General features: G+C 70.3%; 30 protein-coding genes. All 30 read right to left on the bottom strand.

What is annotated here, in order from left to right:
- Window positions 1-52: 52 nt before the first annotated feature.
- Window positions 53-709: an adenylate kinase gene (locus CLV72_RS13035; RefSeq protein WP_106245156.1), complete on the bottom strand. Its 657-nt coding sequence runs from the start codon at window positions 707-709 to the stop codon at window positions 53-55.
- Complete coding sequence (gene secY, locus CLV72_RS13030) at window positions 709-2,022, bottom strand: preprotein translocase subunit SecY (protein ID WP_106245154.1); 1,314 nt, start codon at window positions 2,020-2,022, stop codon at window positions 709-711. The genes CLV72_RS13035 and secY overlap by 1 nt, the downstream gene beginning before the upstream one ends.
- 383 nt (window positions 2,023-2,405) lie before the next feature.
- On the bottom strand, window positions 2,406-2,885 hold the full coding sequence (gene rplO, locus CLV72_RS13025) for a 50S ribosomal protein L15 (RefSeq protein WP_106245151.1): 480 nt from the start codon (window positions 2,883-2,885) through the stop codon (window positions 2,406-2,408).
- Entirely contained in the window at window positions 2,886-3,068 is a 183-nt protein-coding gene (gene rpmD, locus CLV72_RS13020; protein ID WP_106245149.1) for a 50S ribosomal protein L30, read from the bottom strand.
- A gap of 5 nt (window positions 3,069-3,073) precedes the next feature.
- Entirely contained in the window at window positions 3,074-3,673 is a 600-nt protein-coding gene (gene rpsE, locus CLV72_RS13015; protein ID WP_106245146.1) for a 30S ribosomal protein S5, read from the bottom strand.
- Between the two features lie 43 nt (window positions 3,674-3,716).
- The gene (gene rplR / locus CLV72_RS13010) at window positions 3,717-4,100 is read right to left on the bottom strand and encodes a 50S ribosomal protein L18 (protein WP_106245143.1); all 384 of its coding nucleotides are present in this window, start codon (window positions 4,098-4,100) and stop codon (window positions 3,717-3,719) included.
- Between the two features lie 2 nt (window positions 4,101-4,102).
- On the bottom strand, window positions 4,103-4,639 hold the full coding sequence (gene rplF, locus CLV72_RS13005; RefSeq protein WP_106245141.1) for a 50S ribosomal protein L6: 537 nt from the start codon (window positions 4,637-4,639) through the stop codon (window positions 4,103-4,105).
- Between the two features lie 13 nt (window positions 4,640-4,652).
- Window positions 4,653-5,051, bottom strand: a complete 399-nt coding sequence (gene rpsH / locus CLV72_RS13000) for a 30S ribosomal protein S8 (protein ID WP_106245138.1) — start codon at window positions 5,049-5,051, stop codon at window positions 4,653-4,655.
- Between the two features lie 349 nt (window positions 5,052-5,400).
- Window positions 5,401-5,586: a type Z 30S ribosomal protein S14 gene (locus tag CLV72_RS12995; RefSeq protein ID WP_106245135.1), complete on the bottom strand. Its 186-nt coding sequence runs from the start codon at window positions 5,584-5,586 to the stop codon at window positions 5,401-5,403.
- Window positions 5,587-5,599: 13 nt separating this feature from the next.
- Window positions 5,600-6,181 carry a 50S ribosomal protein L5 gene (gene rplE / locus CLV72_RS12990; RefSeq protein WP_106245133.1) on the bottom strand — a complete coding sequence of 194 codons (582 nt, stop codon included), beginning with the start codon at window positions 6,179-6,181 and terminating at the stop codon, window positions 5,600-5,602.
- Window positions 6,181-6,483, bottom strand: coding sequence for a 50S ribosomal protein L24 (gene rplX, locus CLV72_RS12985; protein WP_106245130.1), 303 nt, complete (start codon window positions 6,481-6,483; stop codon window positions 6,181-6,183). The genes rplE and rplX overlap by 1 nt, the downstream gene beginning before the upstream one ends.
- A 3-nt stretch (window positions 6,484-6,486) precedes the next feature.
- Window positions 6,487-6,855, bottom strand: a complete 369-nt coding sequence (gene rplN, locus CLV72_RS12980; RefSeq protein WP_106245128.1) for a 50S ribosomal protein L14 — start codon at window positions 6,853-6,855, stop codon at window positions 6,487-6,489.
- Between the two features lie 102 nt (window positions 6,856-6,957).
- A complete protein-coding gene (gene rpsQ / locus CLV72_RS12975; protein ID WP_106245124.1) occupies window positions 6,958-7,239 on the bottom strand; it encodes a 30S ribosomal protein S17 in 282 nt (93 codons plus the stop codon).
- On the bottom strand, window positions 7,236-7,523 hold the full coding sequence (gene rpmC, locus CLV72_RS12970; protein ID WP_106245121.1) for a 50S ribosomal protein L29: 288 nt from the start codon (window positions 7,521-7,523) through the stop codon (window positions 7,236-7,238). Before rpmC ends, rpsQ begins: the two co-directional genes overlap by 4 nt.
- A complete protein-coding gene (gene rplP / locus CLV72_RS12965) occupies window positions 7,523-7,942 on the bottom strand; it encodes a 50S ribosomal protein L16 (RefSeq protein WP_106245119.1) in 420 nt (139 codons plus the stop codon). The genes rpmC and rplP overlap by 1 nt, the downstream gene beginning before the upstream one ends.
- A gap of 2 nt (window positions 7,943-7,944) precedes the next feature.
- Window positions 7,945-8,796: a 30S ribosomal protein S3 gene (gene rpsC, locus CLV72_RS12960; protein WP_106245117.1), complete on the bottom strand. Its 852-nt coding sequence runs from the start codon at window positions 8,794-8,796 to the stop codon at window positions 7,945-7,947.
- Window positions 8,796-9,176, bottom strand: coding sequence for a 50S ribosomal protein L22 (gene rplV / locus CLV72_RS12955; protein WP_106245115.1), 381 nt, complete (start codon window positions 9,174-9,176; stop codon window positions 8,796-8,798). Before rplV ends, rpsC begins: the two co-directional genes overlap by 1 nt.
- 69 nt (window positions 9,177-9,245) lie before the next feature.
- Window positions 9,246-9,524 carry a 30S ribosomal protein S19 gene (gene rpsS / locus CLV72_RS12950; protein WP_106245112.1) on the bottom strand — a complete coding sequence of 93 codons (279 nt, stop codon included), beginning with the start codon at window positions 9,522-9,524 and terminating at the stop codon, window positions 9,246-9,248.
- A 12-nt stretch (window positions 9,525-9,536) separates the two neighbouring features.
- A complete protein-coding gene (gene rplB / locus CLV72_RS12945) occupies window positions 9,537-10,370 on the bottom strand; it encodes a 50S ribosomal protein L2 (RefSeq protein WP_106245108.1) in 834 nt (277 codons plus the stop codon).
- 98 nt (window positions 10,371-10,468) lie between these two features.
- Window positions 10,469-10,762 (bottom strand): 50S ribosomal protein L23, encoded by a 294-nt coding sequence (rplW, locus tag CLV72_RS12940; RefSeq protein WP_106245106.1) that lies wholly within the window; start codon window positions 10,760-10,762, stop codon window positions 10,469-10,471.
- The gene (gene rplD, locus CLV72_RS12935; protein WP_106245104.1) at window positions 10,759-11,463 is read right to left on the bottom strand and encodes a 50S ribosomal protein L4; all 705 of its coding nucleotides are present in this window, start codon (window positions 11,461-11,463) and stop codon (window positions 10,759-10,761) included. The genes rplW and rplD overlap by 4 nt, the downstream gene beginning before the upstream one ends.
- A gap of 2 nt (window positions 11,464-11,465) precedes the next feature.
- Window positions 11,466-12,116 carry a 50S ribosomal protein L3 gene (rplC, locus tag CLV72_RS12930; RefSeq protein ID WP_106245102.1) on the bottom strand — a complete coding sequence of 217 codons (651 nt, stop codon included), beginning with the start codon at window positions 12,114-12,116 and terminating at the stop codon, window positions 11,466-11,468.
- 10 nt (window positions 12,117-12,126) lie between these two features.
- A complete protein-coding gene (gene rpsJ, locus CLV72_RS12925; RefSeq protein ID WP_013156110.1) occupies window positions 12,127-12,435 on the bottom strand; it encodes a 30S ribosomal protein S10 in 309 nt (102 codons plus the stop codon).
- A gap of 169 nt (window positions 12,436-12,604) precedes the next feature.
- A complete protein-coding gene (gene tuf, locus CLV72_RS12920) occupies window positions 12,605-13,798 on the bottom strand; it encodes an elongation factor Tu (protein ID WP_106245100.1) in 1,194 nt (397 codons plus the stop codon).
- Between the two features lie 81 nt (window positions 13,799-13,879).
- Window positions 13,880-15,976, bottom strand: coding sequence for an elongation factor G (gene fusA / locus CLV72_RS12915; RefSeq protein WP_106245098.1), 2,097 nt, complete (start codon window positions 15,974-15,976; stop codon window positions 13,880-13,882).
- A 43-nt stretch (window positions 15,977-16,019) separates the two neighbouring features.
- Window positions 16,020-16,490 (bottom strand): 30S ribosomal protein S7, encoded by a 471-nt coding sequence (gene rpsG, locus CLV72_RS12910; RefSeq protein ID WP_106245095.1) that lies wholly within the window; start codon window positions 16,488-16,490, stop codon window positions 16,020-16,022.
- 1 nt (window position 16,491) lies between these two features.
- A complete protein-coding gene (gene rpsL, locus CLV72_RS12905) occupies window positions 16,492-16,866 on the bottom strand; it encodes a 30S ribosomal protein S12 (protein ID WP_106245092.1) in 375 nt (124 codons plus the stop codon).
- A gap of 532 nt (window positions 16,867-17,398) precedes the next feature.
- The gene (locus CLV72_RS31760) at window positions 17,399-18,046 is read right to left on the bottom strand and encodes a DUF4190 domain-containing protein (protein ID WP_146159445.1); all 648 of its coding nucleotides are present in this window, start codon (window positions 18,044-18,046) and stop codon (window positions 17,399-17,401) included.
- Between the two features lie 3,500 nt (window positions 18,047-21,546).
- Window positions 21,547-22,695, bottom strand: coding sequence for a CU044_5270 family protein (locus CLV72_RS12890; RefSeq protein WP_146159444.1), 1,149 nt, complete (start codon window positions 22,693-22,695; stop codon window positions 21,547-21,549).
- Window positions 22,671-23,225 (bottom strand): RNA polymerase sigma factor, encoded by a 555-nt coding sequence (locus tag CLV72_RS32195; RefSeq protein WP_106245082.1) that lies wholly within the window; start codon window positions 23,223-23,225, stop codon window positions 22,671-22,673. The genes CLV72_RS12890 and CLV72_RS32195 overlap by 25 nt, the downstream gene beginning before the upstream one ends.
- Window positions 23,226-23,293 lie beyond the last annotated feature (68 nt).

The following is a 23,293-nucleotide window of genomic DNA, read 5'->3' as shown; positions in this document are numbered from 1 at the left end:
ATACCGCCGGGTGCGGGCCGGACGCACGCGCCCTGGCCCGCACCGCTCTGCCTTAGGTCTTGAGGAACGGCCGCAGCGCGTCCAGCGCCCGCTCGGTGACCACGTCGACCGCGCCGGTGGCGTCGATCGGCACCAGGATGCCGTCCGCACCGTAGAACTCGATCAGCGGCGCGGTTTGTTCCCGGTACACCTCCAGGCGGTGCCGGATGGTCTCCTCGCGGTCGTCGTCGCGCTGGAACAGCTCGCCGCCGCAGAGGTCGCAGACGCCGTCGCGCTTGGGCGGGTCGAAGTCCAGGTGCCAGGTGTGCCCGCACTTTCTGCAGGTACGGCGGCCCGCCAGCCGCCGGACGACCTCCTCTTCCCTGATCCGCAGTTCGAGCACGACGTCCAGCCGCTGGTCGAGTTCGGCCAGCAGCTTCTTGAGGGTCTCGGCCTGGGGAACGTTGCGCGGGAAGCCGTCCAGGAGGAATCCCTCCCGGGCGTCGTCCTGCGCGAGCCGGTCCCGCACCATGGCGATGGTGACCTCGTCGGGGACGAGGTCACCACGGTCCATGTAGGCCTTTGCCGTCTTGCCCAGCTCGGTGCCGCCGCTGACGTTGGCCCGGAAGATGTCGCCTGTCGACACCTTCGGGATCAGCAGCTCCTCGGCGATGAACTGGGCCTGAGTTCCCTTGCCCGCACCAGGGGGGCCCACCAAAACAACGCGCACTATCGCAGGAAGCCTTCGTAGTTCCTCTGCTGGAGCTGGCTTTCGATCCGCTTCACCATGTCCAGCCCGACACCGACCATGATCAGAATGCTCGTACCGCCGAAGGGGAAGTTCGCGGACGCACCAGCCGTCCCGAGCGCCACCATCGGCAGCAGGGCAATCACCCCGAGGTAGAGCGCACCGGCCGTCGTGATCCGCGAGAGTACGAAGTCGAGGTACTCGGCGGTCGGACGGCCAGGGCGGATGCCCGGGATGAACCCACCGTACTTCTTCATGTTGTCGGCGACGTCGGCGGGGTTGAAGGTGATGGCGACGTAGAAGAACGCGAAGCCCACGATCAGCACGAAGTACGTGGCCATGTAGACCGGGTGGATCTGCGTGGGGTCGAAGTAGGTCATCAGGAAGCGCACCACCGGGTTGGTGCTGTCCTCGCCGAGCAGGCCGACCGCGAGGGTCGGCAGGTACAGCAGCGAGGAGGCGAAGATCACCGGGATGACGCCGGCCTGGTTCACCTTCAGCGGGATGTAGGTGGAGGTGCCGCCGAACATCCGGCGGCCGACCATGCGCTTGGCGTACTGCACCGGGATGCGGCGCTGCGCCTGCTCCACGAAGACCACCGCGGCGACCATCACGATGCCGGCTGCGACGATGACCGCGAAGACCCAGCGGTCCTGCTCCTGCCAGATCCGGATCATCTCGCTCGGGAAGACCGCGACGATCTGGGTGAAGATCAGCAGGGACATGCCGTTGCCGATACCGCGGTCGGTGATCAGCTCGCCGAACCACATGATGACGGCGGTGCCGCCCACCAGGGTGAAGACCATGGTGATCAGCGTGAGGATGTCCTGGTTCGGCATGAACAGGGACGGGGAGCAGAAGTTCTGGAACATCTGCCCGCTCTGCGCCATGGCCAGGATGGTGGTGGACTGCAGCACCGCCAGGCCGATGGTCAGGTAGCGGGTGTACTGGGTGATCCTGGCCTGGCCCGACTGCCCCTCCTTGCGGAGGGTCTCCAGCCTCGGGATGACCACCGTGAGCAGGTTCAGGATGATGCTCGCGGTGATATAGGGCATGATGCCCAGAGCGAAGATCGCCAACTGGAGCAGCGAGCCGCCGCTGAAGAGGTTCACCAGCTGGTAGACGCCGCCCCCGCTGGCGGTCGCGTTCTCCATGCACTGGCGGATCTCGGCGGAGTCGATGCCGGGCAGCGGCACGGCGGAGCCGAGCCGGAAGATCACCAGAATGAACAGGGTGAAGAGCAGTTTGTTGCGCAGGTCAGGCGTGCGGAACGCACGAACGAACGCGGTTAGCACGGGTCCTCCTGCACGGCCGCGGCTACGGGACCGTATCGATACGTCACGGTCGATCCTGGATCGTTGCGGTGTCACTAGCGGAGCCGGCGACAGCCTGGGGCTGTGAGTTCTCGGGCCGGCCCGTGATCCATCCGACCTCGCCGGGAGAGCGACGTCGTCGGTAACGGCGCGGACGTTCGTCCCGCCGCCGAGCCTACCCCTGGGGCGTTTCGCACTCTAACAGTTCGACAGCGAAGGGCGCTCCCCCCGGCGGTTCCATGCGGAACCACCCGGTTGGAGCGCCCCAATTCGCCACGAAATCGGTACCGCCGCGCTTCCGCCGCCGAGCCGCACGGATGCGGGTCGAGCGGTGGTCGGGCGGGATCGGTACCGGCCCCAACTCCTTACAGTTCGGTCACTCCGCCGCCCGCAGCGGTCAGCTTCTCCTTCGCCGAGGCGGAGAAGGCGTGCGCCGACACCTGCAGAGCGACGTTGATCTCACCGGTACCGAGCACCTTCACCAGCTGGTTCTTGCGCACGGCACCCTTGGCGACCAGGTCGGCGACGGTGACCTCGCCGCCGTCCGGGTACAGCTCGGAGAGCTTGTCCAGGTTCACCACCTGGTAGGTGGTCTTGAACCGGTGGTTGGAGAAGCCCTTGAGCTTCGGCAGCCGCCGGATCAGCGGCATCTGGCCGCCCTCGAAGCCGAACGGCACGGTGGAGCGGGCCTTGGTGCCCTTGGTGCCCCGGCCGGCCGTCTTGCCCTTGGACGCCTCGCCGCGGCCCTTGCGGGTCTTGGCCTTGTTCGCACCGGGCGCCGGCCGGAGGTGGTGCAGCTTGAGCGCGTCGCCGCGCTCGCCGCCCGTCTCGGTGTTGTCCGCCATCTAGTCCACCTCCTCCACGGTGACCAGGTGCGACACGACGTTGATCATGCCGCGGTACTCGGGACGGTCGTCCTTGACGACCGAGTGGCCGATCCGCTTCAGACCGAGCGAACGCAGGCTGTCGCGCTGGTTCTGCTTGCCGCCGATCTTGGAGCGGACCTGGGTGATCTTCAGTTTCGCCATGGCTGTCAGGCCCCCGCTCCGGCGCGCGCCCGAAGCATGGCGGCCGGGGCGACGTCCTCGATCGGCAGGCCGCGGCGGGCCGCGATCTCCTCGGGACGGTTCAGGCCCTTGAGCGCCGCGACGGTCGCGTGCACGATGTTGACCGGGTTGGACGAGCCGAGCGACTTGCTCAGCACGTCGTGGACGCCCGCGCACTCCAGCACGGCGCGCACCGGACCACCGGCGATCACGCCGGTACCGGGGGCCGCCGGACGGAGGAACACCACACCCGCGGCGTCCTCACCCTGCACGGTGTGGGTGATGGTGCCCTGGATGCGGGGCACTCGGAAGAAGTGCTTCTTGGCCTCCTCGACGCCCTTGGCGATCGCCGCGGGCACCTCCTTGGCCTTGCCGTAGCCCACGCCGACCATGCCGTTGCCGTCGCCGACGACGACCAGCGCGGTGAAGCTGAAGCGCCGACCGCCCTTGACGACCTTGGCCACGCGGTTAATCTTCACCACGCGCTCGATGTGGGAGACACCCTTGTCGGCGCCACCGCCGCGGCGATCGTCACGGCGGTCACGCCGTTCGCCACCGCCGGCGCCGCGCCGGGGAGCTGCTGCCATCAGGGGTTCCTCTTCTCTCGCTGCTTGCTGTTGCGCCCGGCCACTAGAACTCCAGACCGGCTTCGCGGGCGGCGTCGGCCAGTGCGGCGATCCGCCCGGTGTAGCGGTTGCCGCCCCGGTCGAAGACGACGGCGGAGACGCCGGCGTCCTTCGCCCGCTGGGCGACCAGGGCGCCCACCTGCCGGGACTTGTCGGTCTTGGCGCCCTCGGCGCTCCGGATGGACGCGTCCATGGTGGAGGCCGAGGCCAGGGTGTGGCCCTTGGTGTCGTCGATGACCTGCGCGACGATGTGCTTGGTCGAGCGCGTCACGACCAGGCGGGGACGCTCCGGCGTGCCGGAGACCCGCTTGCGGACCCGGGCGTGCCGACGGGACCGCGCGGCCGCGCGCGAGTCGCTGCGCCTGCGAATCGGCGCCTTGGTAGCCATGACTACTTACCAGCCTTTCCGACCTTGCGGCGGATCTGCTCGCCCTGGTACCGCACGCCCTTGCCCTTGTAGGGGTCGGGGCGGCGGAGACCGCGGATGTTCGCGGCGACCTGTCCGACCAGCTGCTTGTCGATGCCCTCGACGCTCAGCACGGTCGGGCGCTCGACGGTGAAGGTGATGCCCGCCGGCGCCTCCACCACGACGGGGTGGCTGTAGCCCAGCGAGAACTCGAGGTTCTGCCCCCGCGCCTGGACGCGGTAGCCGACCCCGTGGATCTCCAGCGTCTTCTTGTATCCCTGGGTCACCCCGGTGATGAGGTTGGCCAGCAGCGAGCGGGTGAGCCCGTGCAGAGCACGGATCGGCCCGTCGTCGCTGGGGCGGCTCACCGTGATGACGCCGTCCTCCTGGGACACCTGGATGGGCGCGGCCACGGTGTGGCTCAGCTCGCCCTTGGGGCCCTTGACCTTGACGTCCCGCCCGTTGAGCGTGACCTCGACACCGCTGGGGACCGGGATCGGAAGCCGTCCGATACGCGACATTCGAATCCCTCCCTTACCAGACGTAGGCGAGGACTTCGCCGCCCACGCCGCGCTTCTTGGCCTGCTTGTCGGTGAGCAGCCCGCCGGACGTCGAGATGATCGCGACGCCGAGACCGCCGAGCACCCGGGGCAGGTTCTCCTTCTTGGCGTACACGCGCAGGCCGGGCTTTGACACGCGGCGCAGGCCGGCGATGGAACGCTCACGGGTCGGCCCGTACTTCAGGTCGACCACGAGGTTCTTGCCGACGGCGGCGTCCTCGGAGCGCCAGCCCTGGATGTAGCCCTCCTGCTGCAGGATCTCGGCGATGTGCGCCTTGATCTTCGAATACGGCATGCTCACACTGTCGTGGTACGCCGAATTCGCGTTGCGCAGACGCGTCAGCATGTCTGCGATCGGGTCGGTCATCGTCATGGCCAGTCGGCCCTTCCTCGCCGCGGTTTCCGCCCGCACCCCGGGACGAATCCCGGACCTTTGGTTACCAGACCTACGGCGTGGTCATGCGCCGCATGAGCAGCGCGATCAATATATGAATTTCAGCTATGCAATTATCGCCATGCACCCACACCCCGCGCGAAGCCCGGTCTCCCGGGCCTCGCCCTCCACGGACCGCAGCGGCCGAGGCCACTCACATCCCGAGGGGGGCGTGGGGGGCGCAGCCCCCCACATCGGGGGTCCGGGGGTCGCCCCCCGGACTAGCAGGAAGTCGAGCCCTGCGAAGCGAGCGCCAGCGAGCGAGCAGGGGCACCCCCGCTCGACTTCGCTACCAGCTCGACTTCGTGATGCCCGGCAGTTCGCCCCGGTGCGCCATCTCGCGGAAGCAGATCCGGCACAGGCCGAACTTCTTGAACACGGCGCGGGGGCGGCCGCAGCGGCTGCATCGAGTGTAGGCGCGCACAGCGAACTTCGGCTTGCGCGCCGCCTTGATGATCAAGGCCTTCTTCGCCATTTCCGGTCTCCCTCTACGCTTCCTTGAACGGGAAGCCAAGCCGGCGGAGCAGGCTGCGTCCCTCGTCGTCGGTCTGGGCGGTGGTCACCAGGGTGATGTCCATACCGCGCTGCCGGTCGACCTTGTCGGGGTCGATCTCGTGGAACATCACCTGCTCGGTCAGGCCGAAGGTGTAGTTGCCCCGGCCGTCGAACTGCCGGTCGGACAGGCCGCGGAAGTCGCGGATGCGGGGCAGCGCCAGCGAGAGCAGCCGGTCCAGGAACTCCCACATCCGGTCGCCGCGCAGCGTGGCGCTGGCGCCGATCGGCTGGCCCTCGCGCAGCTTGAACTGGGCGATGGAGTTCTTGGCCCGGTTGATCTTCGGCTTCTGGCCGGTGATCAGCGAGAGGTCGCTGACGGCGCCCTGGATGAGCTTGGCGTCCCTGGCGGCCTCGCCGACCCCCATGTTGACCGTGATCTTGGTCAGCCGGGGGATCTGCATGACGTTGGGGTAGCCGAACTCCTCGCGGAGCGCCGGGGCGATCTCCTCGCGGTACTTGGTCTTGAGGCGAGGCGTCGGGACCTCGGTCCTCGTCTCCTCGGTGGTGGCGGTCATCAGATGTCCTTACCGGTACGGCGCGAGACGCGGATCTTCTTGCCGTCATCGCCGAAGCGGTACCCGACACGGGTCGGCTTGCCGTCCTCGACGATCGCCACGTTGCTGACGTGGATCGGCGCCTCCATCGTGATCACCGAGCCCTGCTCACCGCTCTGGGTGGGCTTGCGGTGCTTCTTGATGATGTTGACGCCCTCGACGACGACGCGCTCCTCCTTCGGGATGGCCCGGAGGACCTTGCCCGTGGCGCCCTTGTCCTTGCCGGCGATGACGATCACGTCGTCGCCCTTTTTGATCTTCATCGCTTACAGCACCTCCGGGGCCAGCGAGATGATGCGCATGAACCTCTTCTCGCGCAGCTCCCGGCCGACCGGGCCGAAGATGCGCGTACCACGCGGGTCGCCGCCGTCCTTGATGAGCACGGCGGCGTTCTCGTCGAAGCGGATGTAGGAGCCGTCGGGCCGCCTGCGCTCCTTGCGGGTGCGCACGACGACTGCCTTGACGACATCGCCCTTCTTCACGCCCGCCCCGGGAAGGGAGTCCTTCACCGTGGCGACGATGGTGTCACCGATACCCGCGTAGCGCCGACCCGAGCCGCCGAGCACCCGAATGCACAAGATCTCCTTGGCGCCCGTGTTGTCGGCGACCTTGAGTCGCGACTCCTGCTGGATCACGTCTACTCCTGGAATGTCGCGCGAGTTCTCGCGCTCACGCCGGCGGGCGCGCGATGTGCCCGCCGGCGGTACTTACGAGTCGTTGTCTGCCCTGCGTGGGGCCTACTTGGCCTTCTCGAGGATCTCCACGACACGCCACCGCTTGGTGGCGGACAGCGGCCGGGTCTCCATCAGGAGGACGCGGTCGCCGATGCCGGCGGAGTTCGCCTCGTCGTGGGCCTTGTACTTCTTGGTGCGGCGGATGACCTTGCCGTACAGCGCGTGCTTGACCCGGTCCTCGACCTCGACGACGACGGTCTTGTCCATCTTGTCGCTGACGACGAGGCCCTCACGGGTCTTGCGGTAGTTGCGCTGCTCGGTGGCAGGCGCGTTCGTCTCGCTCATTCGGCTGCTTCCTTCGTCTTCTCAGCCGACCCGGCGTCGTCGCCCGAGGGAGCGGCCACGACCCTGACCCGGCCCAGCTCGTGCTCGCGGAGCACCGTGTAGATCCGGGCGATCTCCCGCCGGACCTCACGGAGCCGCCCGTGGCTCTCCAGCTGGCCGGTGGCCGCCTGGAAGCGGAGGTTGAACAGCTCCTGCTTCGCCTCGCGGAGCTTGGCGTGCAGCGCCTGCTGCCCCTCCTCGTTCAGCAGCAGATGCAGCTCCGCGGCGGTCGCACTCTTCGCCATCAGGCTTCACCCACTTCACGCTTCACGACGCGGCACTTCATCGGCAACTTGTGGATCGCCCGCCGCAGCGCCTCGCGCGCCACGCCCTCGTTCACACCGGCCAGCTCGAACATGACCCGGCCCGGCTTGACATTGGCGACCCACCACTCCGGCGAGCCCTTGCCGGAACCCATCCGGGTCTCGGCGGGCTTCTTCGTCAGCGGGACGTCGGGGAAGATGTTGATCCACACCTTGCCGCCTCGGCGGATGTGCCGGGTCATCGCGATACGCGCCGACTCGATCTGCCGGTTCGTCACGTACGCGTGCTCCAGGGCCTGGATCCCGTACTCGCCGAAGTTGACCTTCGTCCCGCCCTTGGCACGGCCGGAGCGGTCCGGCCGGTGCTGCTTGCGGTGCTTGACCCTGCGCGGAATCAGCACGGTCAGCTCCCCTCGTTCGCGGGCGCCGCCGCGGGCGACGCACCGCTCGCGGACGCGGACTCGGCCGCCTCCGACGCCTGGTTCGTGTTCTGCTGCTGGCCGCCCTGGCCGGGGCCGCCGGCCCCGCGGCGGCGCCGCTGCGGGCGCTCGCGGCGCTGGCCGCCGCCCCCGCCGCCACCGCCGCCGGCCACGCGCTGCTGGGCCTGCTGGGCCTCGCGCTCGGCACGGGTGGCCGGGGCGTCGCCCTTGTAGATCCAGACCTTCACGCCGATGCGGCCGAAGGTGGTGCGGGCCTCGAAGAAGCCGTAGTCGATGTCGGCGCGCAGCGTGTGCAGCGGCACCCGGCCCTCGCGGTAGAACTCCGAGCGCGACATCTCGGCGCCGCCGAGGCGGCCGCCGCACTGCACCCGGATGCCCTTGGCACCGCTCTTGAGCGCGCTCTGCATCGCCTTGCGCATGGCCCGCCGGAACGAGACCCGGCTGGACAGCTGCTCGGCCACGCCCTGGGCGACGAGCTGGGCGTCGACCTCGGGGTTCTTCACCTCGAGGACGTTCAGCTGGACCTGCTTGCTGGTCAGCTTCTCCAGGTCGCCGCGGATGCGGTCGGCCTCCACTCCGCGGCGGCCGATCACGATGCCGGGACGCGCGGTGTGGATGTCCACCCGGACGCGGTCGCGGGTGCGCTCGATCTCCACCTTCGAGATCCCGGCGCGCTCCATGCCCCGCTTCAGCATCCGGCGGATGGCGACGTCTTCCTTGACGTAGTCCTTGTACAGCTTGTCGGCGTACCACCGGCTCTTGAAGTCGGTGGTGACACCCAGCCGGAACCCGTGCGGGTTGACCTTCTGCCCCACTATCGGGTCCTCCTCTTCGGCTTGCCCTGCTTGCCGCCGCCGGCGTCCTCACGCGGGCTGACGATCACGGTGATGTGGCTCGTGCGCTTGTTGATGCGGGCGGCCCGGCCCATCGCACGCGGACGGAACCGCTTCAGGGTGGGGCCCTCGTCCACGAACGCGGTGCTGACGACCAGGGTCTCGCGGTCGAGCTTGTTGTTGTGCTCGGCGTTGGCGATGGCGCTCGCGAGCACCTTGCCCACTGGCTCACTCGCCGCCTGGGGTGCGAACCGGAGAACCGCCTGAGCCTCGTCAGCGGGCAACCCGCGAATAAGGTCCACCACACGGCGGGCCTTCCGGGGCGTGACGCGGATGAACCGCGCCTGAGCCCTCGCTTCCATCGCTCTTCCCTCGCTCACTGTGGATCCTTCCCCGCGGGGACGGGGACGATCGTCCATCAATCTGGCTCGTTACCGGCGGCTACGCCGGTCTTCCTTCACGTGGCTGCGGAAAGTACGCGTGGGAGCGAACTCACCGAGCTTGTGACCGACCATCGACTCCGAGACGAACACCGGAACGTGCTTCCGGCCGTCGTGCACCGCGATGGTGTGACCGATCATCTCGGGGATGATCATCGAGCGGCGCGACCACGTCTTGATGACGCTCTTGCTGCCCTTTTCATTGGCGTCCTCCACCTTCTTGAGAAGGTGGTGGTCGATGAACGGGCCCTTCTTCAGGCTACGTGGCATCAGACGTGCTCCTTACCGCTTCTTCTTGCTACGCCGACGCACGATGAGCCGGTCACTGGGCTTGTTCGGCTTGCGGGTGCGGCCCTCGGGCTTGCCCCACGGGCTGGAGGGGTGCCGACCACCGGAGGTCTTGCCCTCACCACCGCCGTGCGGGTGGTCGATCGGGTTCATCGCGACACCGCGGACGGTCGGGCGCTTGCCCTTCCAGCGCATCCGGCCCGCCTTGCCCCAGTTGATGTTTGACTGCTCGGCGTTGCCGACCTGGCCGACCGTGGCGCGGCAGGCCAGCTCGACCTGGCGCATCTCACCGGACGGCATCCGCAGGGTGGCGTAGATGCCCTCCTTGGCCAGCAGCTGGATCTGCGCGCCGGCCGAGCGGCCGAGCTTGGCGCCCGCGCCCGGCTTCAGCTCCACGGCGTGCACGAAGGTGCCCGTCGGGATGTTGCGCAGCGGCAGGCAGTTGCCCGGCTTGATGTCGGCCTGCGGGCCGTTCTCGACCCGGGCGCCCTGCTCCAGCCCGGCGGGGGCCAGGATGTAGCGCTTCTCGCCGTCGGCGTAGTGCAGCAGCGCGATGCGGGCGGTGCGGTTGGGGTCGTACTCGATGTGCGCGACCTTGGCCGGCACGCCGTCCTTGTCGCGGCGGCGGAAGTCGATCAGCCGGTAGGCCCGCTTGTGGCCGCCGCCCTGGTGGCGGGCGGTGATCCGGCCGTGGCCGTTGCGGCCGCCCTTGGAGTGCAGCGGACGGACCAGGGACTTCTCCGGCTCGCTGCGCGTGATCTCGACGAAGTCGGACACGCTGGAGCCGCGACGTCCCGGCGTCGTCGGCTTGTACTTACGAATGCCCATCTTTTTCGTGCATCCTTTTGGTCGTCTCGGCGAGAGGGGTCGGACTCCAATGCGCACTGCTTCTTAATCAGGTACCGCAGTGCCCATCGGCTTCGGGACTACGTCCCGAAGATGTCGATCCGGTCGCCTTCCTTCAGGCTCACGATCGCGCGCTTGGAGCCCGGGCGCTGGCCGTAGCCGAACCGGGTGCGCTTGCGCTTGCCGGAGCGGTTGAGCGTGTTCACACCGGTGACCTTCACATTGAAGATCTGCTCGACCGCGATCTTGATCTGGGTCTTGTTGGCGTCGGGCCGGACCACGAACGTGTACTTGTTCTGGTCGATCAGGCCGTAGCTCTTCTCGGAGATCACGGGCGCGAGGATGATGTCCCGCGGATCGGCGATCTTGTTCACTTCTCGGCTCCCCTCGCACCGGGCTCGGCGCCGATGTGGCTGCCGTTGGCGTGCGCCAGGAAGGCCTCGTAGCCCGCCTCGGTGAACACCACGTCGTCGGAGATCAGCACGTCGTACGTGTTGAGCTGGTCCGCGGTGAGGATGTGCACCTCGGGCAGGTTGCGCAGGCCCAGGCGGGTGCGCTCGTCGTCGCGGTCCACGACCACCAGGACGTGCCTGGAGTCGGTGCCGAAGCCCGGGACCACCTCGCGCAGGGTGCGCACGGCGGTCTGGGTCAGCTTGCTGGTGACGTCGTCGGCCAGGAAGGCGCTGACCACGTGCACCCGGCCGCCGCGGGCGCGGTCGGACAGGGCGCCGCGCAGCGCGGCCGCCTTCATCTTCTTGGGCGTGCGCTGGCTGTAGTCGCGCGGCACCGGGCCGTGCACCGTGCCGCCGCCGGTGAACTGCGGCGCGCGGGTCGAGCCCTGGCGGGCCCGGCCGGTGCCCTTCTGCCGGTACGGCTTGCGGCCGCCGCCGCGCACCTCGCCGCGGGTCTTGGTCTTGTGCGTGCCCTGCCGGGCGGCCGCGCGCTGCGCGATGACCACCTGGTGGATCAGCGGCACGTTGACCTCGACGTCGAAGATCCGCTCCGGGAGGTCGACCGTACGGCCGGCGGCTCCCTCCGGTCCGACGACCTCGATGGAGGTTCCCTTGTTCGCCATGCCTACTTGCCTCCCTTCACTGCCGAGCGGACCAGGATCAGGCCGCCGTTGGGGCCGGGGACGGCCCCCTTGATGAGGATGAGCCCCTTCTCGGCGTCGACCGCGTGCACCTTGAGGTTCTGCACGGTCTTGCGCGCGTTGCCCATCCGACCGGCCATCCGCAGGCCCTTGAAGACCCGTCCGGGGGTGGCGCAGCCGCCAATGGAGCCGGGGGCGCGGTGCTTGGCCTGGGTGCCGTGCGAGGCGCCGAGGCCGCCGAAGCCGTGGCGCTTCATCACACCGGCGAAGCCCTTGCCCTTGGTCTTGCCGGTCACGTCGACCAGCTGGCCGGCCTCGAACACGTCGGCGTTGATCTCCTGGCCGATGCTGTACTCGCCCGCGTCGTCGGTGCGCAGCTCGACGAAGTAGCGCCGGGGGGTGATCTTGTGCTTGCGCAGGTAGTCGCCGAGCGGCTTGTTGACCTTGCGCGGGTTCACCTGGCCGAAGCCCAGCTGGACGGCGGAGTAGCCGTCGGCCTCCGGCGTACGCACGCGGGTCACCACGTTGGGACCGGCCTTGAGCACCGTGACCGGCACGATTCGACCCTGGTCGTCGAAGACCTGGGTCATGCCGAGCTTCTCGCCCAGTACACCCTTGATCTGCTTGATCGCCATCAGTAGTCCCTCAGAGCTTGATCTCGATGTCGACACCGGCCGGGAGGTCGAGACGCATCAGCGAGTCGACGGTCTTCGGCGTGGGGTCGATGATGTCGATCAGCCGCTTGTGCGTACGCATCTCGAAGTGCTCGCGCGAGTCCTTGTACTTGTGCGGCGAGCGGATGACGCAGTACACGTTCTTCTCGGTCGGCAGCGGCACCGGGCCAGCGACCTGTGCACCGGTACGCGTCACCGTCTCGACGATCTTCCGCGCCGAGCTGTCGATGACCTCGTGGTCATAGGCCTTGAGCCGGATGCGGATCTTCTGTCCCGCCATGGTGGCCTTCTGTCCTTCGCTTGGTGAGTCTTAGAGGCGCTGTCCGTTTAGGTCGAGCCGGAAGCTCTCCCCTAACCGCTGCCGCTTTTGGTCTGGGCGAAGACCTCGTGGTCTTCTCGTGACGGGGCGGCCGACCCGCTGCTGCGGATCGACCGCCGCCACGGTCGTACTACTTGATGACCTTGGTGACCTGGCCGGCCCCGACGGTGCGGCCACCCTCGCGGATGGCGAACCGCAGGCCCTCCTCCATGGCGACCGGCTGGATCAGCGCGACCGTCATCTCGGTGCGGTCACCGGGCATGACCATCTCGGTGCCCTCGGGCAGCGTGACGACGCCGGTGACGTCCGTGGTGCGGAAGTAGAACTGGGGCCGGTAGCTGTTGAAGAACGGGGTGTGGCGGCCGCCCTCGTCCTTGGACAGGATGTAGACCTGCGCCTCGAACTCGGTGTGCGGGGTGGTGGTGCCCGGCTTGATGACGACCTGGCCGCGCTCCACCTCCTCGCGCTTGATGCCGCGCAGCAGCAGGCCGACGTTGTCGCCCGCCTGGCCCTGGTCGAGCAGCTTGCGGAACATCTCGACACCGGTGACCGTGGTGGTCTGCTTGGCGTCCTTGATGCCCACGATGTCAACGGTCTCGTTGACGTTGACGACACCGCGCTCGATCCGGCCGGTCACCACGGTGCCGCGGCCGGTGATCGAGAAGACGTCCTCGATCGGCATCAGGAAGGGCTTGTCGAGGGCGCGCACCGGGTCGGGCACGTTCTCGTCGACGGCCTCCAGCAGCTCGACCACGGACTCGACCCACTTGGGGTCGCCCTCCAGGGCCTTGAGGCCGGAGACGCGCACCACGGGGGCGTCGTCGCCGGGGAACTCCTGCTCGCTGAGCAGCTCGCGTACCTCGAGCTCGACCAGCTCCAGGATCTCCTCGTCGTCCACCATGTCGGCCTTGTTCAGCGCCACCACGATGTAGGGCACGCCGACCTGGCGGGCGAGCAGGACGTGCTCGCGGGTCTGCGGCATCGGGCCGTCGGTCGCGGCGACCACCAGGATCGCGCCGTCCATCTGCGCGGCACCGGTGATCATGTTCTTGATGTAGTCCGCGTGACCGGGGGCGTCCACGTGGGCGTAGTGGCGCTTCTCGGTCTGGTACTCGACGTGCGAGATGTTGATCGTGATACCGCGCTCGCGCTCCTCAGGCGCCTTGTCGATGTCCTCGAAGGCAGAGGCGGCGTTGAGGTCGGGGTACTTGTCGTGCAGGACCTTGGTGATCGCAGCGGTCAGCGTCGTCTTGCCATGGTCGACGTGACCGATGGTCCCGATGTTGACGTGCGGCTTGGTCCGCTCGAACTTGGCCTTCGCCACTGGATTTCTCCTAGACGTACAGATTGCTTGCTGGTCGGTCACTCCCGGGCCGGCTGCTCCCGGAAAGGCGCTCGCCTCGGATCACTCGCCGTTGACCTTGGCGACGATCTCCTTGGCGATGTTGGGCGGAACCTCCGCGTAGGAGTCGAACTGCATCGTGTAGACCGCGCGGCCAGAGGTCTTGCTGCGCAGGTCGCCCACGTAGCCGAACATCTCCGACAGCGGGACGAGGGCGCTGATGACCTTCGCCCCGGAGCGGTCCTCCATGGACTGGATCTGACCCCGACGGCTGTTCAGGTCGCCGATGACGTCGCCCATGTAGTCCTCGGGCGTGGTCACCTCCACGGCCATCATCGGTTCGAGGATGGTCGGGTCGGCCTTCCGCGCCGCCTCCTTGAACGCCATCGAACCGGCGATCTTGAAGGCGAGCTCGGAGGAGTCCACCTCGTGGTAGGCACCGTCCAGCAGCGTCACCTTGACGTCCACCATCGGGTACCCGGCCAGCACGCCGAACTCGGCGGCCTCCTGGCAGCCGGCGTCCACCGACGGGATGTACTCCCGCGGGATGCGGCCACCGGTGACCTTGTTGACGAACTCGTACCCGCCGCCGTCGCCGCCGGTGGGCTCCAGGCTGATGATCACGCGGCCGAACTGGCCCGAGCCGCCCGTCTGCTTCTTGTGGGTGTACTCGACCTTGTCGACCTTCCGCCGGATGGTCTCCCGGTAGGCGACCTGGGGCCGCCCGACGTTCGCCTCGACGCGGAACTCGCGCTTCATCCGGTCGACCAGCACCTCCAGGTGCAGCTCGCCCATGCCGGCGATGATGGTCTGCCCGGTCTCCTCGTCCGTGCGGACCTGGAAGGAGGGGTCCTCCTCGGCCAGCCGCTGGATCGCGGTGCCCAGCTTCTCCTGGTCGCCCTTGGTCTTGGGCTCGATGGCGACCTGGATGACCGGCGCCGGGAAGTTCATCGACTCCAGGATCACCTGCTGGTTGGAGTCGCTCAGCGTCTCACCGGTGGTGGTGTCCTTGAGGCCCATCACCGCGACGATGTCGCCGGCGCCGACGCTCGGGATCTCCTCGCGCTTGTTCGCGTGCATCCGGTAGATCTTGCCGACCCGCTCCTTGCGCCCCTTCACGCTGTTGAGCACCTGGGTGCCGGAGTCCAGCGTGCCGGAGTAGACGCGGATGTAGGTCAGCTTGCCGAGGTGCGGGTCGCTCATGATCTTGAACGCCAGCGCGGAGAACGGCTCGTCGTTGCTGGGCTTGCGCCGCAGCACCTTCTCCTCGTCCTTGGGGTCGTGGCCCTCGATGGCCTCGACGTCCAGGGGGGCGGGGAGGTAGTCGACGATCGCGTCCAGCAGCGGCTGCACGCCCTTGTTCTTGAACGCGGTACCGCACAGCACCGGAGTGAGCTTGCCGGCCAGCGTGGCACGCCGGATCGCGGGCACGAGCTGCTCCACGGTGGGCTCCTGGCCCTCCAGGTACAGCTCCATGATGTCGTCGTCGGCCTCGGCCAGCGTCTCGATCAGCTTGTCGTGCCACTCGCGGGCGGCGTCGACGTGGGAGTCCGGGATGTCGACGGTGTCGTACATCTCGCCCTTGGCGGCCTCTTCGGACCAGACCAGGGCCTTCATCCGGACCAGGTCGACGACGCCGCGGAAGTCGGCCTCCGCGCCGATCGGGATCTGCACCGGCAGCGGGGTGGCGCCCAGCCGGTCGACGATCATGTCGACGCAGCGGTGGAACTCCGCACCCACGCGGTCCAGCTTGTTGACGAAGCAGATGCGCGGGACGCCGTAGCGGTCGGCCTGCCGCCACACGGTCTCCGACTGCGGCTCGACGCCGGCGACACCGTCGAACACCGCCACGGCACCGTCCAGCACGCGCAGCGAGCGCTCCACCTCGACGGTGAAGTCGACGTGGCCGGGGGTGTCGATGATGTTGATGGTGTGGTCGTTCCAGTGGCAGGTCGTCGCGGCGGACGTGATCGTGATGCCGCGCTCCTGCTCCTGCTCCATCCAGTCCATGGTGGCAGCGCCCTCGTGGACTTCACCGATCTTGTAGTTCACGCCGGTGTAGAACAGGATCCGCTCGGTGGTGGTGGTCTTGCCCGCGTCGATGTGGGCCATGATCCCGATGTTGCGGACCTTGGCCAGGTCAAGAGCAGTGGTAGCCATGTGGCTCGTCTTCTCTCGGTCTCTCGATACTCGTGCGGCTCGTCTACCAGCGGTAGTGCGCGAAGGCCTTGTTGGACTCGGCCATCTTGTGGGTGTCCTCGCGGCGCTTGACGCTGGCCCCGAGGCCGTTGCTCGCGTCGAGCAGCTCGTTCATCAGCCGCTCGGTCATGGTCTTCTCACGGCGCTGGCGCGCGTACACCACGAGCCAGCGCAGCGCCAGCGTGGTGCTGCGGGACGCGCGGACCTCGACCGGCACCTGGTAGGTCGCGCCACCGACACGGCGGCTGCGGACCTCCAGGGTGGGCTTCACGTTGTCCAGCGCGCGCTTGAGCGTGACGACCGGGTCCTGCCCGGTCTTCTCCCTGGAGCCTTCGAGGGCGCCGTAGACGATGCCCTGCGCGATGGAGCGCTTGCCGTCGAGCAGCACCTTGTTGATCAGCGCGGTCACCAGCGGCGAGCCGTAGACCGGGTCGGTGATCAGCTGGCGCTTCGGTGCGGGACCCTTGCGCGGCATGTCAGCTCTTCTCCTTCTTCGCGCCGTAACGGCTGCGTGCCTGCTTGCGGTTACGGACGCCCTGCGTGTCCAGCGAACCGCGGACGATCTTGTACCGGACGCCGGGCAGGTCCTTCACACGGCCGCCGCGCACCAGCACGATGGAGTGCTCCTGGAGGTTGTGGCCCACACCGGGGATGTAGGCGGTGACCTCGATCCCGCTGGTGAGCTTCACACGGGCGACCTTGCGCAGCGCCGAGTTCGGCTTCTTGGGGGTGGTGGTGTAGACACGCGTGCACACCCCACGACGCTGCGGGCTCCCCTTGAGCGCCGGAGTCTTGTTCTTGGCGACCTTCGCCTGGCGGCCCTTGCGGACCAGCTGCTGAATGGTGGGCACCGCGTCTCCGTCTTCCTCGTGCCGAGCTGGCTTATAGCCGTGTCACTACTCGCTCTGACCTGCTGGTTTTTCCGTTATTCGACCCACGCGGTCGGGCGTGTCGCCGCCCCGATCGGAACGCGCACGGCACCGACCCGCATGAGGGTGGATAGTCATGGGTTGCAGTCACCGACCACCGGATCAGGGCGACCGGGACGCCGCGACAGACAGCTCGCCGCAATCCGTAACCAACGGATTACTCAGATCATCTGAATGACGCAGGCATGTGGCCCACTGGAACGCGGGCACGAACGAAAAGAGTACCGAACGGCTCCGCCCAGGGTCAAAATGAGCGGTCGCCCGGACTCCGCACGTACTCCGCATAGCCAGTCAGACGAAGTCCAGTCTACTCCCCGCCAGGAGTGGTCGAGACTTTTTCCTCACCCGGCCCCACGCCCCGGGGAGGGGCCGGATCTCCCACCGGGCGCCCGCGGCCCGCCGCCGCGCCCCGATCAGGGACCGGCCCTCGCCGGGACGGCGGCGCGGCCCGAGGTCACACCGCGAGCAGCCCCAAGGCCAGCAGGCCGACCGAGACGAGCAGTCCGAGCGCCCAGAGCCCGATCGAGACCCAGCCGAGGATCCGGCCCGCCCGGACCCGGCCCGTGCCGGTCAGCTGTCCGGCGGAGCCGTCGATCTGCGCACGCGCCCGCCCGGCCACCACCAGCGCGGCGACGGCCGCGATCAGCCCGGGAACGGGCAGCAGGCCGAGAATGCCGAGGACCAGCGTCCAGGTGGCGAGCGGCGCGGTCTCGGGCAGCTGGTGCACACCGCTGTAACCGGGGTAGTCCAGTTCCCTGTCCTGCCGCTCCAGCCTGCTCAGCTGCTCGAAGCTGCCGCTCACCGAACCGGCCGCCCGGGTGACGCCGCCGTGCGACGGCCGCGCCCGGCGCCCCACTGAGCGCTCCTCCCACAGCGCCGGGTCGATCGGCTCCGCCGGAGTCTGCGGCGCGCTGTGCCGACCGTGGCGGGGAGCCCGGATCGGCCGCCCCTCGGCCGAGCCGCCGAACGGCGTCCGCGGCCCCCCGTCCGCGGGCCCGCCCGCACCGTGCTCGGACTCGGCCCCGGGATCGGGCGCGAGCTCCTCCCGCGGCGGCCGCCAGGCCGGATCGAGCGGATCGCGCGGCGCGGGTTCCGCTGGCACGTCCGCGCCGTCGGGGGCGGAGTCATAGCCGTGTCCGGACGCGATCCCACCCGGTTCGTCGGCCCGGCCCGAGGTCGCGGAGTCGTCCCCATGCCCGGACACGTTCCCGCCGGCTGCACCGGCCCGGCCGCCGGAGGCCCGGTCGCCGCCGCGCTCAGGCACGGTCCCGCCCGGTTCATCGGCCCAGCCGGAGACAGCGGAGTCATCCCCGTGACCGGGCACGGCCTCGCCCGGTCCGCCGGTCCGGTCGGAGACGGCGGAGTCGCCGCCACGTCCGGGCACGGCGCCTGCCGCCTCCCCGCCGCCGTCCGACGGCTCGTCGCCGGAACCGGCAGGAACGATCGGCACGCCGTGCTCGTCACGGCGGATCACCGTGGTGGTCTTCTCGGAGTCCGGCTTCCCGCGACGCGCCTCCGGCCGCTCGTCCTCGCCGAACAGCGCGTCGTCGCGCTCACTCTCCGAGCCGCCGGCCACGGCCGGCCCGGGGTCGACAGAGAAGTCCAGCGGCGCGTCAGCGTCATCCGCGGACCGCTCGGCCCGGCGCGCCCAGACGTCACGCTCATCCTCCGGACCGCCCGCCACGGCCGGCCCGGGGTCGACGGAGAGATCCAGCGGCGCGTCAGCGTCATCCGCCGGCCGCTCGGCCCGGCGCGCCCAGAAATCGCGCTCGCCCTCCGGACCGTGCCACGCGGGCGGCGCCTCCCCGGACCCGGACCGCCCGGCCGCGCCGTCGGCGCCCTCGCCCTCGGCTCCGCCCCGCTCGTCCGACTCCCGGCCGGAGGCGTCCGACCGCGGCTCCGAACCGCGCCCGGACCCGGTCCACGGCGATTCCGGATCACCCGGCCGCCCGCCTCCGGCCGACGACGCCAGCGGCTCCGCCCCCTCAGCCCAGGGCCCGGTTCCAGCGGAACGCGCCCCGGCGTCGGATCCGCTCCACGGCGCCGGACCGCCCTGGGATCCTGATCCGGCAGCCCACGGGGACGGGCCGCCCCCGGCCGCCGCCTCCTCCGGAGTGCCTGGCGACCCAGCCCCCGGCCCAGCCGTCCACGGCGCCGAATCGCCCGGCCCGCCACTCTCAGCGGACCGCGCCCGAGGCTCCGAACCCCCCGGTGCCGCGCCCGCCTCAGCCGACCACGGCTCCCGACCGGACTCCCGCGCGCCGGCACCCGGCCCGGCCTCTGCCGCCCACGGCCGAACCGGTTCCGCCCCTTCACCCCATGACGGCACCCCGGACGCGACCAGGGACCCGGTCCGCCCCTGGGCGCCCTCAGCGCCGTTCCGCTCCGGCTCGGAGCCGAAGCCCGGCCCGGCCCCTGCCGACCAGGACGGGCGCCCGGACGCCGCCAACGGCGCGGACCCCGTGTCGACAAGCTCGCCTGCCGAGCCGTCCGACCCGGCCGAGGACGCGGACCGCGCAGGGCCCGCACCGCCGAAGCGCTCCGATCCGGATCCGACCTCGGCCGTCCACGGCCGTCCAGCCGACTCCGCCCCCTCACCCCAGGGCGACGGCCCGGACGCGGCCGAAGACCCCGGCCGGGCGTCGGCGCCTTCAGCCGCGAACTCGTCCGACTCAGTCCTGTTCATCGAAGACCGCCCCCCGGACGCGGCATACGACGCGGCCCTCTCGTCAGTACCCTCGATCTCGGCCCGCTCCGACTCGGAGCCGAAGACCGGCTCGCTCCCGGCCGACCGCGGCCGCCGAACCGGCTCCGGCCCTTCCGCCCGAGACGGCCGCCCGGACTCGCTCGGCGACGCGGACCGCGTGTCAGTCCCCTCGGCGCCGTCGTCGAACCGCTCCGGTTCGGAATCCGCCGTCCACGGCTCGCGACCGGACGCGTTCACGCCTGCGGACCCTTCTTCCGCCCTGCCGGTCGAGGACGACCAGGACGAGGGTGCCTCCTCGCTCGCGGACCCCGCCGGATCGCCGCCGTCCGGTTCGGGCCGCGGACGTCGACCTGGTGCACCGGCCGCCGGGGAGCCGGACCTCGCGGCGCCGCCGTCGCCGCCGGACCGCTCGGATCCGGAGTCCGCGCCCGACAGCGTTTCCCCGCCGGTCGCCGAGCCGGCGGGTGCCGGGGCATCGGTCCCCTCATCGCCGCCATCGGTGGCCGAGGCGCCGCCCGGGCGGGTCTCGCCCAGCCGGCGCTCGGCGCCCCGGGGCATCGGCTCCGGCTCGGCTGGAGCCGCCGACTCCGGTCGCTCGCCGCCATCACCGGCACCGGACCGCTCGGGATCGGCGCCTGGCCCCGGGGCGGCCGCCGAAGTCGACCGGTCCGGATCGGACCCGGACTCGGCCGACCAGGACGGCGGCGCCGCCGCGCCCGCGGAATCGAAGCCTGCGGCGGCGCCCGGCTCCGCACCGAAACCGGCCCGGGAGGGCGCTCCCCGGCCGGACGTGCGCTCGGGCCTCCACGCCGCGCGGTCGAAGTCGGCCGGGAGGCCGGACGCGGTCACGGTGCCGTCGGCGGTCCAGGGCCGGGGCGCCGATCCGGTCGGCGCGGCGGAAGGTTCGGCCCCATGGGCGGCGGGCGGGTCGCCCCAGGCGGTGCCCTTGCCGGGGGGCATCGCGCCGGATCCGCGACCGTCCGCGCGGGCGCCGGCTCCGCCGTGGCGATCTGCGTCGAGAGAGGACGCGCTGACCGCGCTGCCGCCCGGTCCGCCCTGGCCTTCGGCGTCCGGCGCGGGAACCGCGGCACCGCCGCCCGCCCCGGCCTCCGGCCGGTCGGGGTGCGGTGGAGTCATCGACGCGTCGGGGCCGTACTCGCCCCCGGGGGGCGCGGTCCAGGCACCGGCCGTTGCACGGTCGCCGTGCTCGTCCTCGCCGGGCGGGCGCGGCGCGGCGGTCGGCGCCGCCCAGGCGGCGTCCGGCCGGCCGAAGGGCGTGCGCGGCGCCTCGGGGCGGTACGCCGGGGGCTCAGGGCCGTCCGCGCCGGAGCGCCGGTCGGTGGACTCGCCGAAGCGCTCGGCGCCGTCGTGCTCGGCGGGCGGCTGGCCCAGCGGCAGCCGGAGCGGCCGGCGCGGCGGCTCGGGCCACACCACCTCGCCGGGGCCGCCGGGATCGGTCAGCCCGGTGCCGGGCCGCCAGCCGCTGAGCCGGGGCGACACGGGGCGGCGCCGGGGCGCCGCGCTCGGATCGTAGTCGCCACCGGGGCCGCGCTCCGGGCGTGCTCCGCCGTCATGCCTGCTCATCGTCGGAATCTCCCCCCGACTGCCGACGCCGTCCTCAGTACGCGCTCAACACGGGGTCTCCTCGGTAGCCCCGCGCCACGCACCCGTCCGGCGAACGCGCCCCGCGGACGAAGTCCCCACCCACCGCGGAACGGCTGTGCCGTCACTCCATGTCGACGCTCGCCGGCCACCTGCCGTATGCGCGCACGTAGCCGACATTAAGCATGTGTCACGGCCACTTTACAGAACCCATCCCAATTCGCTGACCCCATCCGCACCTGGGGCGCGCCCCCGACCGGAACCGGCCGAAGAGCGCGCCCGGAATCCCCTTCTTACTGCCGGACCGGCTCCACGACCGGCTCGCCCATCTCCTCGGTGACGGCGATCGCCTCGTACGCCGTCCACGAACCGGGCACGGCGCGGACCTCGCCGGAGTCGTCGAAGGTGCGCAACTCCGAGGCGAGCAGCAGGCCGGTCTCTTCGTCGAAGACCCAGCGCTGCTCGTAGGGTCCGCCGTCGGAGGTGAACGCGACCTCGTCGTCGGCCTCGCCTATGGCGACGCCCACTCCTTCGCGGCCGAGCTGGTCGGTGACCTCACCCAGGAGCCGGACATTCGGCAGTTCGGCGATGACCTGGTAGGCGGCGGCCCGGGTGTCGGGCGCGACCGGGCCGACGAGCAGGCGGTCCGCCAGGGTCTGCACGAAGGAGGTGAAGTCGGGACGCCCTTCCAGGTAGTCGTCCTCGCCCACCCCGTCCCACTTCCGCTCCAGCTCCGCCCGCAGCTCCTCGGCGGTGCCGGGCAGCTCCCGCAGTTCGTCGTCGGTGTAGCTAATCGGGCTCGACACGTGCTGCCCGACGCCCTCGTAGTAGGTGCTGGCGGGCTCGGTGTAGCTCAGCTCGGGCGAGCCGGCCTCCTCCCACGCCCGGCGGTCCTCCTCGGATGCGAAGGAGACCTCGGCGTCCAGGTTCAGATTGTTCAGGATCCGGTACTCACCACCGAGTTCCGTCCAGCTCTCGGTGGAGTACTCCACCGATGCGGCGATGTCGACCTCGGAATCCACCGCGAAGGTCGGACTGGAGCTGCGGGTCCGCAGGTGCCAGAAGTCGCCCTCGGTCGGTTCGGGCACGCTCAGCCGATCCGCGCTGGCCAGCATGAACTCCGAGGCGTCCGCATAGGCGGGCCCGCTCTCCTCGGGCACCGGCGGTACGGTCGCGGCGGGCTCCGCCCCTTCCGCAGTCACCACCACCGCGGCCACGGCCAGCACCGCCGCGCCGGCCAGTCCACCAAGCAGCCCGGTCCGCCACCCGGTGGTGGCCATCCGGCGGCGGGGGGCCGCGGCCCCCGCGCGCTGCCGCGGGCCGGCCAGCGCGCGGGCGATACCGCGCTCCCGGTCGCGGCTGTGCGCCTCTTCGGCCCGCTCGTCCAGCGCCTTCGGCCGCAGCGCGGAGAGCGTCTTCATCGGGTCGACTCGGCGTGCCATGGGTCTTCCTTCCTGTCCTTCTCGGTCGTGGACGACGCGCCGCCGCGCAGCCGGGAGGCGAGGGCACGGCGGGCCCGGAACAGCCGGACCGAGAAGGTCGCGGCTCCCGTTCCGACGACCCGGCCCGCCTCGGCGGGGGTGAGGCCGTGCCAGGCGACGAGGGTCAGCGCCTCGGCGTAGTGCTCCGGCAGTGCGGCAAGGGCCGCCATCGCCTCTTCCCGCTCGACAACCAGGTCGGCGACGTCCCAGCCGACCCGGTCGCGCTCATCGCTCATCGCGGCCACCCGCTCGGACAGCATCCGGCGCCTGCGGTCGGCGTCGTAGTGCCGCATCAGCAGGTTCCTGGCCACACCTAGCAGCCAGGGCAGTTCGGCCTCGGGTATCCGGCCGATCCGCTGCCAGGCGATCGCGAAGGTCTCCCCCGCGATGTCCTCGGCCACTGCGGGCTCGGCTCTGAGCAGCACATAGGCCAGTACGCGCCGGTGGTACCGGTCGTAGAGGCCCGTCAGCCGCTCGGCTGGTTCTTCCACAACATCCCGTCCCCTGGTCGTTGGCGGTGCCGGTCTCGTCGGCCCCGTCGGCCTTTCGCACAGGAATC

The organism is Allonocardiopsis opalescens, assembly GCF_003002095.1.
In the GTDB taxonomy this organism is placed as follows: domain Bacteria; phylum Actinomycetota; class Actinomycetes; order Streptosporangiales; family Streptosporangiaceae; genus Allonocardiopsis; species Allonocardiopsis opalescens.
This window is presented reverse-complemented; position numbering and strand designations above follow the sequence as displayed.

Coding starts and splice junctions, on each gene's coding strand:
- rplO (WP_106245151.1), bottom strand. CDS start 2,885: ATGGCGGACAACACCGAGACGGGCGGCGAGCGCGGCGACGCGCTCAAG.
- fusA (WP_106245098.1), bottom strand. CDS start 15,976: ATGGCTACCACTGCTCTTGACCTGGCCAAGGTCCGCAACATCGGGATC.
- CLV72_RS12995 (WP_106245135.1), bottom strand. CDS start 5,586: ATGGCGAAGAAGGCCTTGATCATCAAGGCGGCGCGCAAGCCGAAGTTC.
- rplE (WP_106245133.1), bottom strand. CDS start 6,181: ATGACCGCCACCACCGAGGAGACGAGGACCGAGGTCCCGACGCCTCGC.
- rplX (WP_106245130.1), bottom strand. CDS start 6,483: ATGAAGATCAAAAAGGGCGACGACGTGATCGTCATCGCCGGCAAGGAC.
- rpsS (WP_106245112.1), bottom strand. CDS start 9,524: ATGCCACGTAGCCTGAAGAAGGGCCCGTTCATCGACCACCACCTTCTC.
- rplC (WP_106245102.1), bottom strand. CDS start 12,116: ATGGCGATCAAGCAGATCAAGGGTGTACTGGGCGAGAAGCTCGGCATG.
- rpmC (WP_106245121.1), bottom strand. CDS start 7,523: ATGGCGAAGAGTGCGACCGCCGCGGAGCTGCATCTGCTGCTGAACGAG.
- rpsH (WP_106245138.1), bottom strand. CDS start 5,051: ATGACGATGACCGACCCGATCGCAGACATGCTGACGCGTCTGCGCAAC.
- rplF (WP_106245141.1), bottom strand. CDS start 4,639: ATGTCGCGTATCGGACGGCTTCCGATCCCGGTCCCCAGCGGTGTCGAG.
- rpmD (WP_106245149.1), bottom strand. CDS start 3,068: ATGGCGAAACTGAAGATCACCCAGGTCCGCTCCAAGATCGGCGGCAAG.
- rpsG (WP_106245095.1), bottom strand. CDS start 16,490: ATGCCGCGCAAGGGTCCCGCACCGAAGCGCCAGCTGATCACCGACCCG.
- rpsE (WP_106245146.1), bottom strand. CDS start 3,673: ATGGCAGCAGCTCCCCGGCGCGGCGCCGGCGGTGGCGAACGGCGTGAC.
- rplV (WP_106245115.1), bottom strand. CDS start 9,176: ATGGAAGCGAGGGCTCAGGCGCGGTTCATCCGCGTCACGCCCCGGAAG.
- rpsQ (WP_106245124.1), bottom strand. CDS start 7,239: ATGAGCGAGACGAACGCGCCTGCCACCGAGCAGCGCAACTACCGCAAG.
- rplD (WP_106245104.1), bottom strand. CDS start 11,463: ATGGCGAACAAGGGAACCTCCATCGAGGTCGTCGGACCGGAGGGAGCC.
- rplR (WP_106245143.1), bottom strand. CDS start 4,100: ATGGCTACCAAGGCGCCGATTCGCAGGCGCAGCGACTCGCGCGCGGCC.
- rpsJ (WP_013156110.1), bottom strand. CDS start 12,435: ATGGCGGGACAGAAGATCCGCATCCGGCTCAAGGCCTATGACCACGAG.
- CLV72_RS12890 (WP_146159444.1), bottom strand. CDS start 22,695: ATGGCACGCCGAGTCGACCCGATGAAGACGCTCTCCGCGCTGCGGCCG.
- rplB (WP_106245108.1), bottom strand. CDS start 10,370: ATGGGCATTCGTAAGTACAAGCCGACGACGCCGGGACGTCGCGGCTCC.